Here is a 13326-nt window from a genome sequence, read left to right on the forward strand (position 1 = left end):
AGGCGAATTAGATTTTGATTTTATATTAGAAAATGAAAAGCTAAAAAATAAAATGAAAGGACAGAAAGTAAGAGTTATAGTGCTGACATTAGCCAACTGAGAAACAGAGTTTTTGACCGAGACTTTGGAGCAAAGCTTATGTGTTAAGGTGGCACATAGAGGAGTGCTATAAACGACTCAAAGTAGGAGCAGAGTTAGAGAATTTTTCTGGAGAGGCTGTATTACAAGAATTTTGGGCAAACTTGGTCATGTGCAATATATTATCGCTTCATATATGTGATGCACAAGGGCCTTGGAACCCAGATCAAATTACTGAGTATCGTTTAAATTTTTCAGTTTTATTTAGTGTAATGAGACAGAAACTCTATCAGGTACTTATTGCGCCAAAAAACTTTCAAGCCCTTTTTAAGTATACGCGCTAAAGTTAAAATCCGACCGGGACAGCCGCAATAAAGTAGATAAGCCTAAACGCCATCATGTCTTTAGGAGAGTTTGCTAATGAAAGTTCTTAAGTTGACGCCATTGGCTGAACGGATACGATTTATTTCAGTGCATGAGCTGGTCCTTTTCGGGTTTTAGCGCTGTGTACATAACTGCACGAACGTCTAGTTTAGGGGTAAGAAAAATTAGGGCCCGCAAATTAATCCAAACACATAAGTGTAGTGTTACCACCAAATGCTGTAGTGTTAACACTTACAACTTTTTCTGTAGAAAAACGCTGTAAATAATGAGGACCACCAGCTTTTGGCCCAGTGCCAGATAGTCCTCTACCACCAAATGGTTGTATCCCAACTGCTGCACCTATCTGGTTACGGTTGATGTAGACATTTCCAACTGATATTTTTTTACTTATAGTGTCAATTTGACTTTGTATACGACTCTGCAAAGAAAACGTAAGCCCATATCCAGTACTATTTATACCACTTATAACTTCATTTAATTGTGACTTGTTAAAACGTATGATATGTAAAATAGGACCAAATACTTCTTGCTTTAATTGCGAAATTTTTTGTATCTCATAAATATATGGAGGAAAGAAATAACCATTATGAGAATTTGTATCCATGGGTACTTTAAATAACAGATTTGAATCTTCGTCCTCTGACATTTTTTGCGTATGTTGAGTTAGCATATCGATAGATGCTTTGTCAATTATTGGACCAATATCAGTACTAAGTTGTATTGGGTCACCAATCTTGAGTTCTTGCGCTGCACCGCATATCATTTTTATCTGCTTCTCTGCTATGTCCCCTTGAATAAACAGCACTCTAAGTGCAGAACAGCGTTGACCACTGCTACGAAACGCAGAAAGCAAAGCATCCATAGCCACTTGCTCTAAAAGAGCAGAGCTATCAACTATCATAGCATTGAGCCCTCCTGTTTCAGCAATAAGTGGCACAATAGGACCATCCCTATTTGCAAGCATTTTATTGATTATTTGAGCAGTTTGTGTTGAGCCAGTAAAAGCTACTCCGGCAATTCTATTGTCTGGAACTAATATTTTGCCTAAATATCCACCATCCCCAGGAATGAGGTGTAACACATTCTTTGGTATCCCAGCTTCATGTAGTATCTTAACAGCTTCGTAGGCAATAATCGGCGTTTGCTCTGCCGGTTTTGCCAGCACTGCATTACCTGCTGCAAGTGCAGCTGAGACCTGCCCAATGAAGATAGCGAGCGGAAAATTCCACGGTGATATGCATAAGAAAACTCCTCTGCCTTCAAAAAAGATGAAGTTATCTTCACCTGTTGGGCCCGGCAATTTTTTCCAGTCGCTCAGTTCATTTTTTGCTATCATTGCATAATAACGCAGAAAGTCGATTGCCTCTCTTACTTCTGCTATTGCATCGGATAAAATTTTTCCTGCTTCCACAATCAGAATGTAAATTAACTCTTTCATCCTTTCCTCAAGCAAATCTGCAGCTTTTTCAAGGCATTTAGCGCGCTCTTCTGCTGAAACATTCTGAAACTTAGCAAAAGCACTGTGTGCTATTTCAAGAGCGTTTAAAGCTTGATCGCTTGTTGCACTTGACACTTCTCCAATTACATTTTCCAAATGTGCAGGATTCACTACTTCGATAAATTCAGCATTATCAAATAGTGCTTTTCCATCAATTATTGGTCCAATTTGCCACTTTTTTTCACTAAAACCCTTTATATCATCTGCAAATTGTGAGACTATCACAGAATCACTAATATCCATCCCCAAGGAATTTTTTCTTTCTGGTCCCAAAATATCTTGTGGTAATGGAATGCCTGGATGAGGTTCATAATTAAAATTTATAGCTTTTTCCAGTGGATCTGAAATTAACTCATCGATTTTAACGTTAGGATCACTTATTTGATTAACAAACGAACTATTAGCTCCATTTTCAAGAAGGCGTCTTATAAGATAAGGCAACAAGTCACTATGTTCCCCAACGGGTGCGTAGACACGACAGCTAACATTTGTTGCAAGCTCTGACATTGCATAATCATATAAGTCTTTTGCCATTCCATGTAAGCGTTGAAATTCAAATCCAGGGTGGTTTTTATCAGCAAGTTCCATGATAGAAGCAAAAGTATAGACGTTATGAGTTCCAAAGCATGGGTAAAAGCTGTTTGGTTTACTCAAAAGTTTCTGTGCGCACACGAAGTAAGATACGTCAGTATAGCTTTTTCTTGTAAATACTGAGTAATCATTTAATCCCAATTCTTGCGTACGCTTGATTTCTGAATCCCAATATGCACCTTTTACAAGCCTCACCATAATTTTGTGCTTTGATCGGATAGCAACATCTTCAACAAAGTCAAGAACAGATAAAGCGCGCTTTTGATATGCTTGCACAGCCAAGCCAAGCCCTTCCCACTCAGAAAGTGATTCATCAAGCCGTAATTGTTCAAACAAGATTAAGGACATTTCAAGCCTTTCTGTTTCTTCTGCATCTATGCATAATGAAATGTTGTATTTTTTTGCTTCATGACAAAGCTCTAGCAGTTTAGCTCTCAACTCTTCAGCTATATTATCGAATTGACCAAATTCATAACGTGGATGTAACGCAGACAATTTGATTGAAACTCCATGCGATTTAAAACAATCATTTATTTCAGTGGATTCACCTATAGCTTTTATTGAGTGCATGTATGAATTAAAATACTCTTCTGCATCTTCAGCTGTGTGAGCAGTTTCGCCAAGCATATCAAAAGAGTATAAAAACTTACTATTGTCATCTAGTTTTGCATACCTTAAAGCTTCTTCTATGGTTTCTCCAACAACAAAATGATTACCAAGCATAGACATTGCTTGTTTTACTGCTTTGCGAATGATCGGTTCTCCTAAATTCTTAAGTAACTTAGAAATTGCGTAATAGAACTTCGAATCGCCTTCATTATCTCTCAATATACTGCTACCTATCATCAAGCTCCATGTGGAAGCATTGACAAACAACGAAGAAGAGTGCCCTAAATATTTATTCCATTCCTGATTGGCAATTTTATCTTTGATTATTTCGTCTATTGTATAATCATCTGGTATTCTAAGTAGTGATTCAGCAAGGCACATCAATGCTATTCCTTCATCATTGGAAAGCGAGTATTGCTGCATAAAGGAATCTACAATACTTAATTTATTGTGTTTGATTTTTTCAATAACTTGTTTTGCAATATTATAAATTCTATTTTTTGAATCAGCCGAAAGCTCTGCTTTTTCTACAAGATAACGTATATAACTCTTTTCATCAGTACGATAAAATCCTTGTAAACGTTTTCTGAGTTCATTAGGTTCTTGTATAGAGCTTATCATATATAATTATCTCCAAAAAATACTCCGACACCATATGTATGGTGAAATTATATCATAACTTTGCGCAGAGCAAATTGCTATTTACAAAGGGATCAGGGCTGGCTAAAAGAAGTCCATGCAATAACTTCACTAAATCAAAAAGATTGTGCAAGTATGTAGCTCAACACTCCACCACACATCAAGTATTTAGTCTCAGTTGCGGTTTGTACACAGCATTTGAGTTGAATTGATTGTTCAGAATTATCCTTTCCTTTGATGATACATTCTAGATTTCCACCTGGCACTATTTCACCTTTTATGCTTATTACCTTACTACCATCAAATATCTTTCTGGTTATTCCATTTTGGAATATAAGTGGAAGAACACCCATACCAACTAAGTTGGACCTATGTATACGCTCAAAGCTTTCTGCAATTACAACTTTAATCCCCAACAATAAAGTACCCTTTGCTGCCCAATCCCTACTTGAACCTGTGCCATACTCCTTTCCTGCCACAATGATGAGAGCTTCCTTGTAGCGCATCGCCGCATCAAAAATTGGCATAGTTTCTTGAGAAGGAATATATTTTGTATATCCACCTTCGGTGCTAACCATTTCATTTTTTATTCTAATGTTAGCAAAAGTCCCACGCATCATTACATTGTGATTACCACGGCGAGACCCGTATGAATTGAAATCCCGTGGTTCAATTCCAAGCCCTTTTAAATATAGACCGGCAGGACTACTCGAGGCAATATTTCCCGCAGGGGAAATATGATCAGTAGTTATGCTATCGCCAAACATTGCTAATATTTGTGCACCCTTTATATCGATTTTATTATTTTTAGGTGATAAGTTATCAAAATAAGGCGGATTTTGTATGTAAGTACTGTTTGCATCCCAATTATAGATTTCACTTTTTTCACACTTTATCTTCCGCCAATGTTCATCACCAGAAAAAACATCCTTATACTTTTGTATAAACATCTCACGTGTTACCACACTTTTAACACAATCTTCGATTTCATTGTTTGTTGGCCATATATCTTTGAGATAGACATCATTTCCATTCTTATCTTTGCATATTGAATCTTTTGTCAGATCAATTTGCACAGTACCAGCAAGTGCATATGCAACAACAAGTGGCGGAGATGCCAAGTAATTAGCTTTGACTAACGGATGAATTCTTCCTTCAAAGTTACGATTGCCAGATAAAACTGCAGCAACGGTTAAGTTTTTGTTTTTAATGCCATCTTCTATATCTTTATTAAGTGGACCAGAATTCCCAATGCAAGTTGTGCAACCATATCCAACTAGATTAAAACCCAAAGCATTTAGATCTACCTGCAATCCAGACTTTTCTAAATATTCTGTTACAACTTGTGACCCTGGAGCAAGAGAAGTTTTAACCCAAGGCTTTGATTTTAATCCAAGTTTAATTGCATTACGAGCTACAAGACCTGCAGCAATCATCACACTTGGATTTGAAGTATTAGTGCAGCTTGTTATTGCTGCAATAACTACACTTCCATCTTGGAGTTTATCGCTTTCCTTTGACTCATTAACTGAAAATGATTTAGAAAAAGACTCTGCCACTTGTGAAAGAAAAACCTTATCTTGTGGTCTTTTAGGACCAGCCATTACTGGCTTCACGCTCGATAAATCAAGTTCTAGTGCGTCAAAAAATGCTAACTCATTATTGCCACGCCACAATCCTTGCTCTTTCGCATAAGCCTCAACTAACTTAATCAGCTTTTCTGGTCGCCCTGTTAAATGTAAATAATCGAGTGTTTTCTGATCAATTGGAAAAAACCCACAAGTTGCACCATACTCTGGGGCCATGTTTGCTATAGTGGCTCTATCTGCCAAAGATAAATAATCTAAACCATCACCATAAAATTCTACAAACTTACCAACAACGCCTTTTGTTCTTAGGATATTGGTAACCGTCAGCACTAAATCAGTCGCAGTTACTCCTTCCGGCAGTCTGCCAATTAATTTAAATCCAACTACTTCTGGAATCACCATACTAATTGGTTGACCAAGCATCACAGACTCAGCTTCTATGCCTCCAACACCCCAACCAAGAACTGATAACCCGTTAACCATTGTAGTATGGCTGTCAGTACCAACTAAAGTATCAGGATATATGACTCCATCATTATTACACACAACTTGCGCTAAATATTCAAGGTTCACTTGGTGGCAAATCCCTGTGCCAGGCGGCACTACTCTAAAATTTGTGAAGGACGATTCTCCCCACTTTAAAAATTGATATCTCTCCAAATTTCTTTTTACTTCTAACTCAACATTCTTACTGAATGCGGAAACACTTCCATAACTATCTACTTGAACAGAATGGTCAATCACAAGATCAACCGGTACAGACGGATTTATATTGCTTGGGTTTCCTCCATTTTTCTTAACATAGTCCCGCATTGAAGCTAGATCAACAACAGCAGGAACCCCTGTAAAATCTTGCATCAACACCCTTGCTGGTTTATAGCTAATTTCGTGATTAGTGTGTTTATTAACGCAGTCTGCTAGTACTCTTATGTCATCTAGCTTTACGTTTACTCCATCTTCATTGCGCAATAAACTTTCAAGCAGAACCTTAAGTGAGCAAGGCAATTTAGTCACATCTATTCCTAAAAATTCACTAGCACTACTTAGGCTAAAATAGTTGTATGACTTCCCGTCAATGTTTAAAGTCGTTTTTGCATTTAAAGAATTGTTCATCCTATCACACTATATTAGTTAAAATTGGAATTACTACCGTTACTTTTTTGTTGTTGACCTTGCTGCTCATACATAGTTTCAAAATCTATAGGATCTAGCATCAGTGGGGGAAATCCACCACTACTTGTAACTCTTGCAATTATTTCTCTTGCAAAAGGGAAAAGAAAAGTAGGTCCGCCAATAAACAAAGCTTGTCTTACCTCTTCCTCACTCAACTCTTTTAAATTTTCTATTGAAAAAATGCCACAATATTTCGTCTCACAAATGAAAGCTACACCATCTTTTATGCCTTCATCTTTTACCGTTGCTTTGACTTCTATATGCAAAGTAATTTCATGAAAAGATTTTTCTTCATTCACTTCTTCTTTGTTTTTCGTCCCTTCTAATTTTGCTGAATTGATATTAACCATTACATTAATATTTGGAGCTTTACTAGAAGAAAGGAATGGCGAATTCGGATTCTCAAATGATAGATCTTTAACATATTGACCGTGAATTCTCATTTTTTGTTGTGGCATTTCTTACGTCTCCTTTAATTAAGTTGAGATATTTAATACTTTCTTATATAATATATTCATTTACAAACGAATAGCAAACCTGATTATAAGTTGATATGAAAAACATATTTTCATTAATAATTAATAATGTTCGGATACTTTATATGCCAAGGAGTTGAGTTACTATGATAGAGCTTGTAATATATGCTTTATTAGCGGCGTTCATTTTTTCACGTTTGTATAATTCTTTAGGAAGGTCAGCCAACCTCAACCTAAAAAAGCTAACTAATGTATTGGATGTAAGCCGAAGTAGAGAAGATGTAGTAGAAAACATTGAGGGTTACATTGATAGCAATGATGAAAATTCAATAAAAGTTACTTATAAACAAATATTAAAAAAAAACAAAGATTTTTCTATTTCCCACTTTATAGAAGGTTCAAGCATAGCTTTTGAATTAATAATAAAATGTTTCAATCAAGGAAATTTGTCTCAGTTAAAACCACTTCTCGATAAAGACTTATATGATAATTTTGCAGAGAAGATTAAACATCGTAAAGAGGTGCACGAGTCTATAATTGTTTCTATCGTTTCACAAAAGATTTTAGAAATAAAGCTAGTAAAAAACGCAGTGTTTATTGCAGTATATTTCCTTTCAGAGCAAATTAACTTCGTTAAGAACAATGAAGGAGATATAATATCAGGTAGTACATCCACTATTAATAAAGTTGAGGATGTATGGCAATTCAAAAAAAATGTTAATTCATCAGACCCAAGCTGGTTGCTTGTTTCTATTCACTATAAAAAGACAAGTAACGATAAGACAAATGATAAGTAAGATGAGTTTTATTTGAAATGGAAAGCAAGCTACGCGAAATAGTACTTGACACTGAAACGACAGGTCTTGACACTGAATCTGGTCATCGAATTATTGAAATAGGGTGTGTGGAATTAATTAACCGCATTCCAACAGGTAAAGTATTCCATCGGTACCTTAACCCAGAAAGAGATATACCTTATCACTCGTTTAAGATTCACGGTATTAGTGAAGAATTTTTAGAAGATAAACCATTATTTTCAGATGTTGCACTTGAATTTCTTGACTTTATATCTAATGATATTTTGGTAATTCACAACGCTGAATTCGATGTTAAGTTCCTTAACATGGAGTTAAGCAAGCTGAATGCTAGGTTAATTTCCTCAGACAGAGTGCTAGATACATTACCTCTTGCGAGGAAAAAATTCGCAGGATCACCTGCTTCTTTGAATGCATTATGTAAGCGTTTTGATATATCGCTAGAGAATAGAGAATTGCACGGAGCACTAGTTGATGCTCAATTGCTTGCAAAGGTATATGTTGAACTTACAGGAGGGTTACAAACCTTTCTGTTTGATAATGAATGCAATCAGGACAGTAACTCCACATTCGTTCAGCATAAAGTACGTAATCTAACTCCCAGAGAACATTTACCAAATAGTGAAGAAATTGATGAACATAAGAAACTGTTAGACAAAATTAACAATACACTTTGGAATAAATATATTGAATAGGTTAACCAATAAAGATACAATTCAATTTTACTGAGAGCATTCTAATGGTAAGGTTTATAAGATTATTATCTAATGTGCTAGCAGCATTAGCAGTTGTTTTTTTAGGTTATTGTTATTTCACTAAAAAAGGCATATTTGCCCCAGCAGCGATTCACAACGCAGAAGTTAAGATAGGCGGAGATTTTTCTTTAATTAATCAGGACGGACAGATCTTGCGCAGTAGTGATTTTAAAGATAAATACATGATGATTTTCTTTGGGTTTTCCTCATGCAAAAGAATTTGCCCTATGAACCTTGGAATAATTTCAGAAACACTTGCAAAGTTAGATGAGAAAACTAACAACAAGCTACAAACATTCTTCATCACAGTCGATCCTGAGCGCGATAGCACGGAAAGACTTAAAGAATTTCAGCAGCAATTTGACCACAGAATACAAATGTTAACTGGTGAAAGAGAAAAAATAGACGAAGTAATTGCAAAGTATAAAGTATATGCTAGCAAAGTTGGTGGAGAAGAAGAAATCAACCATTCTTCAATAATGTACCTTATTGGCCCTGGAGGAAAATATGTTACACACTTTGCAGCTGATTTAAATTCAGACGAAAGTCAATCTGATAAGATTTTGGCTGAGATAAGAAAATACGTAAACTGAATTATAGATTTTTCTGTTAATTAGTCGAGCATGCAACTGCATGAGCATTATGATTTGAGAGCAATCTCCATGGGAAGACACACACAACTGTACGAACGTTGTAGTTTGGGAGCAATTCCCACCAGTGGTGTGTCATCCCAGTGCCCAGACACTGGGATCCAGCTTCTATGCAACTTAATTAAAAACGTTTGTTTTAGCGTAAGACAACTACCTTTAGCTCATCAGCTCAGTTATAAGCAAAATTTCTGGATTCCAGTGGGCTTTGTTGCATCGCTACTTATGAAAGGCTAACTATAGTTAGGATTATAAGCAACCTATTGAAAATCTTGTTTTTTTGCAATCGATCTGATCAAATTTAAGAATAGTAATTTATTATTTACATTAATAAATTTAATTCTATTGAAAATAGCTAAAGCATTGAAATTCTTGAATTTTAGCCGGATTAGTGAGTGGTAGTGAAATTTCTTTTACTCAAATTTAGGTATTCACTGACCGTTCTTGTTATAAATACCAGAATAATAAGCTACTGATATTCTCCATCTTTTTTATCTTTAATCCATCATAGCTAGCGATGCAACAAAGCCATTCCAGTGTCAAGCACTGGAATGACATCATCTGTTGTGCAATTTACCTTCAAAAATGAATGTTCGTACAGTTATGGAAGACACATTGGAATGACACTATTTGCTGTCTTCAAAAATAAACATTCGTAAAGTTGTGCTTTTAATATGGGTTATCAGTTTAAAAATGTTGCTAATCAGCATATATGAATGTAATATTAATTAACATTCATAAACGAAGCAATACCATGGAAAATAGTTATAATGCCGATGCAATAAAAATCTTAAGGGGTCTTGATGCTGTAAGGAAACGTCCAGGTATGTACATTGGTGACACTGACGATGGATCTGGCTTGCACCACATGGTATATGAGGTTGTTGATAACGCAATAGATGAATCTTTAGCTGGGTATTGTGATAAAATTGAAGTTAGCATAAATAAAGATGGTTCAGTATCAGTAACCGACAATGGTCGTGGCATTCCAACTGACATTCATGAAGAAGAAGGAATATCAGCAGCAGAGGTAATAATGACTCAACTCCATGCTGGTGGTAAATTTGACAGCAATACCTATAAAGTTTCTGGGGGATTACATGGTGTTGGAATCTCAGTTGTGAATGCATTATCAAGCTGGTTGGAATTAATTATTTGGCGCAATAAGAAAGAACACTTTATGCGTTTTGAAGATGGTGAGTCTATTGAACCTTTAAAGGTAGTCAACGAAAATACAAACAAAAGAGGAACTAAAGTCACGTTCATGCCATCAACAGAGACTTTTAATGGCATTAATTTCAGTTACTCAACGCTTGAAAGTCGTATAAGAGAATTAGCATTTTTAAATTCAAATATCGACATTACTTTACGTGATCTGCGCAATGAACCATATACAGAATCTCATTTCAATCAGAGCAATCAATCTAAAGACAATTTTGGTACAGCAAATTTTGTGCAGTATTTAGATAAGAATAAGACACATGTAACTAAAATTGCCAGTATGAAAGGAGATGCAGAAGATCTTGGCATCAGCTTGGAAATATCGATGGAATGGAATGATTCCTACTATGAGAATATGTTGTGTTTCACTAATAATATACGGCAACGAGATGGTGGTACGCATTTGGCAGGATTTAGATCTGCACTAACTAGATGTATCAATACCTATGCAACTAATGAAGGGTTTTTAAAGAAAGCAAAAGTAAATTTAACTGGAGAGGACGTTAGAGAAGGTTTAACTTGTGTTTTATCTCTTAAGATGCCTGATCCTAAGTTTTCTTCACAAACAAAAGATAAACTAGTTAGTTCTGAAGCACGTGCAGTTGTAGAAAGTATAGTTTCTGATAAATTGAGCACAATCCTTGAAACTGATCCCAAATTGGCAGCAAGCATAGTAGAAAGAGCAATCAGGTCAGCAAAAGGAAGAGAAGCTGCAAGAAAAGCGCGCGAGCTAGTTAAAAGCAAAAACAATATTGATATTGCAACTCTGCCAGGAAAGCTTGCTGATTGTCAGGAAAAAGCTCCTGAGTTATCGGAATTATTTATAGTAGAGGGTAATTCAGCAGGTGGTACTGCAAAGCAGGGGCGTAATCGTAAAACACAAGCAGTGCTTGCCTTAAGAGGAAAAATTCTAAACGTAGAACGTGTAAGTTTAGATCGTATTTTTTCATCTGCAGAAATAGGCTCTTTAATTACTGCAATTGGTGCTGGAATAGGGAGTGAACACTTCGATATTGAAAAAGCTAGATATCATAAAATTATCATCATGACAGATGCAGATGTTGATGGTTCACATATAAGAACTTTGATTCTAACTTTCTTTTTTAGACATATGCGTGAAGTTATTGAAAAAGGTTACTTATACATAGCACAGCCACCCCTCTATAAAGTTACAAAGAATGCCAAAGACACTTATATTAAAGATGACGAAACTTTTGAAGAGTATATAATAAACTCAGCAGTTAAAAGATTAACACTAAGTGGTACAGCTACAGAATTTAACAACTTGCGCCTTATTTTGAATAAATGCGTTAGCACTTCTAATATTAGCAAAAATTATGATAGAGAAATACCACAAAATCTCTTAGAGTCATTGCTAATTTTAAGTAAAAAGAATGCTCTATCATCGGCTGATGAGATATTAAAGTATTTGAAGTTAATGTACAGCGAATACACTTGGGAAGTGGAAATAAAAGATGAAGAAAAAGAAATTCATATCTCTAAATTGTTTCAAGGATTGGCAGACAAATATATATTTGCACTGAGTATGCTTGAAGGCAAAGATATGCAAAACATATTAAGTTTGCTTGATGGTATAAGTAATTTATTTAATGGTGATTCATTTTTAAAGTCACAAGAAACTGAAATAAGAATCACTTCTCCAAGTACGCTTGCAAAAATAATAATGGACTATGGTAAAAAAGGTTTAACTCTGCAGAGATTTAAAGGTCTTGGTGAAATGAATGCTGATCAGCTATGGGATACTACGTTAAATCCTGAGGCTAGAACTTTATTAAAGGTTGAAATAAAAGATTGTGAAGAAGCTGATTCCATATTTTCAATATTAATGGGTGATATAGTTGAACCACGCCGTGATTTTATTAATAGCAATGCACTTAATGTGCATGATGTTGATATTTGAACTTTTAGCAAAATGTACGAACGTTACGGGTTTAAGCAAAGACTGTGTCATTCAAGTAGCTGACACTGGTTCCTTTATAACGGTGTCATTCCAGTGCTTGACACTGGAATCCAGGTTGCTCACAAGCAAACTAGCATAGAAAGTGGTTACAACGTTTTCGATGAGATTGCAGAAAGGCTGGATTCCAGTGTCAAGCACTGGAATGAAAGCAGTCCTACGTCATGCCGCGATTCATTCGCGGTATCTCTAGATCCCGCTAACAAGCAGCGGGATGACGGTTGTCAGGGTGTCATCCCACTACCTTCTCCTGTCATCCCAGTGCCTCCCTCCCCTGTCATCCAAGTAGCTTGACACTTGTATCTTTATGATGTGAGGCATTAGAGCTAAAATACCTCACAGGGAGGGTGAAGCTGATGCAACGCTAATGCCATTAAGGCCGAATCCCAGATTTTGCTTCCCTCCCATAGAGTTATAGCTCTTCTCATAATAATCCCAATAAGGTAAGAATGGATTTATGGTAGAGGGGTTTGTATGCCAGCAGCGTATAGTTACGACTTAAGGAAAAAAGCAATGGAAGCATTGGATGAAGGAGAAAGTAGAGCAACTGTTGCCAAGTGACCTTACCCAGAAAAAGTGGAGAGAAAGAAAGGAGTTTTTTCGGGTAAAATAAAATTTTGGAGGATTAGAAATGGCAAGAGAATATACGGCAGAATTCAAATTGGAAGCTGTTAAACTGGCAAATGAACAAAGAAAGGCAGGTCAAACAATTACAAAAATAGCAAAGGATTTAGGAATAAAGGGTGGTTTATTAGGAAAATGGATAAAGAAACACAACGAAAAAAAGTCGGCAGCAGATGCATTTCCAGGTAGAGGTAACATGGCTCCTTACGACAAAGAGAGGTTTGATTTACAAAGAGAGTTAGCAAGATT

The 13326-nt window shown here is 36.0% G+C and carries 9 protein-coding genes and 1 pseudogene (1 of these 10 only partly in view); 7 read left to right on the forward strand and 3 right to left on the reverse strand.

Annotated features, from left to right (window positions below; all coding sequences use genetic code 11):
• Positions 1 to 140: 140 nt before the first annotated feature.
• On the forward strand, positions 141 to 422 hold the full coding sequence (locus WG67_RS07965) for a hypothetical protein (RefSeq protein WP_022626427.1): 282 nt from the start codon (positions 141 to 143) through the stop codon (positions 420 to 422).
• Between the two features lie 218 nt (positions 423 to 640).
• Here the strand turns inward: WG67_RS07965 and putA are convergent, their stop codons facing one another.
• The 3 genes from putA to secB form a co-directional block, all read right to left on the reverse strand.
• Positions 641 to 3781 carry a bifunctional proline dehydrogenase/L-glutamate gamma-semialdehyde dehydrogenase PutA gene (gene putA, locus WG67_RS00455; RefSeq protein ID WP_070356733.1) on the reverse strand — a complete coding sequence of 1047 codons (3141 nt, stop codon included), beginning with the start codon at positions 3779 to 3781 and terminating at the stop codon, positions 641 to 643.
• 134 nt (positions 3782 to 3915) lie between these two features.
• Positions 3916 to 6501, reverse strand: a complete 2586-nt coding sequence (gene acnA, locus WG67_RS00460) for an aconitate hydratase AcnA (protein ID WP_038199466.1) — start codon at positions 6499 to 6501, stop codon at positions 3916 to 3918.
• Between the two features lie 14 nt (positions 6502 to 6515).
• Positions 6516 to 7019: a protein-export chaperone SecB gene (gene secB / locus WG67_RS00465; RefSeq protein ID WP_070356734.1), complete on the reverse strand. Its 504-nt coding sequence runs from the start codon at positions 7017 to 7019 to the stop codon at positions 6516 to 6518.
• Positions 7020 to 7183: 164 nt separating this feature from the next.
• Between secB and WG67_RS00470 the strand changes: the two genes are divergently transcribed.
• The 6 genes and pseudogenes from WG67_RS00470 to WG67_RS07970 form a co-directional block, all read left to right on the forward strand.
• Complete coding sequence (locus WG67_RS00470) at positions 7184 to 7834, forward strand: Tim44/TimA family putative adaptor protein (protein ID WP_010962367.1); 651 nt, start codon at positions 7184 to 7186, stop codon at positions 7832 to 7834.
• Between the two features lie 17 nt (positions 7835 to 7851).
• Positions 7852 to 8547, forward strand: a complete 696-nt coding sequence (gene dnaQ / locus WG67_RS00475; RefSeq protein WP_010082574.1) for a DNA polymerase III subunit epsilon — start codon at positions 7852 to 7854, stop codon at positions 8545 to 8547.
• Between the two features lie 44 nt (positions 8548 to 8591).
• Complete coding sequence (locus WG67_RS00480) at positions 8592 to 9200, forward strand: SCO family protein (RefSeq protein WP_010962368.1); 609 nt, start codon at positions 8592 to 8594, stop codon at positions 9198 to 9200.
• 808 nt (positions 9201 to 10008) lie between these two features.
• Positions 10009 to 12396, forward strand: a complete 2388-nt coding sequence (gene gyrB / locus WG67_RS00485) for a DNA topoisomerase (ATP-hydrolyzing) subunit B (RefSeq protein WP_010962371.1) — start codon at positions 10009 to 10011, stop codon at positions 12394 to 12396.
• A 93-nt stretch (positions 12397 to 12489) separates the two neighbouring features.
• Entirely contained in the window at positions 12490 to 12747 is a 258-nt protein-coding gene (locus WG67_RS06845; RefSeq protein ID WP_010962372.1) for a hypothetical protein, read from the forward strand.
• A 337-nt stretch (positions 12748 to 13084) separates the two neighbouring features.
• Positions 13085 to 13326: pseudogene (locus tag WG67_RS07970) on the forward strand (IS3 family transposase); it runs 854 nt beyond the window's last position.

This window comes from Wolbachia endosymbiont of Drosophila incompta, from assembly GCF_001758565.1.
GTDB classification, from domain to species: Bacteria; Pseudomonadota; Alphaproteobacteria; order Rickettsiales; family Anaplasmataceae; genus Wolbachia; species Wolbachia pipientis.

What these genes read in the sequence shown, in the direction of transcription:
- WG67_RS00480 (WP_010962368.1), top strand. Translation starts at nt 8,592, where the DNA reads ATGGTAAGGTTTATAAGATTATTATCTAATGTGCTAGCAGCATTAGCA.
- acnA (WP_038199466.1), bottom strand. Translation starts at nt 6,501, where the DNA reads ATGAACAATTCTTTAAATGCAAAAACGACTTTAAACATTGACGGGAAG.
- dnaQ (WP_010082574.1), top strand. Translation starts at nt 7,852, where the DNA reads ATGGAAAGCAAGCTACGCGAAATAGTACTTGACACTGAAACGACAGGT.
- WG67_RS00470 (WP_010962367.1), top strand. Translation starts at nt 7,184, where the DNA reads ATGATAGAGCTTGTAATATATGCTTTATTAGCGGCGTTCATTTTTTCA.
- putA (WP_070356733.1), bottom strand. Translation starts at nt 3,781, where the DNA reads ATGATAAGCTCTATACAAGAACCTAATGAACTCAGAAAACGTTTACAA.
- secB (WP_070356734.1), bottom strand. Translation starts at nt 7,019, where the DNA reads ATGCCACAACAAAAAATGAGAATTCACGGTCAATATGTTAAAGATCTA.
- gyrB (WP_010962371.1), top strand. Translation starts at nt 10,009, where the DNA reads ATGGAAAATAGTTATAATGCCGATGCAATAAAAATCTTAAGGGGTCTT.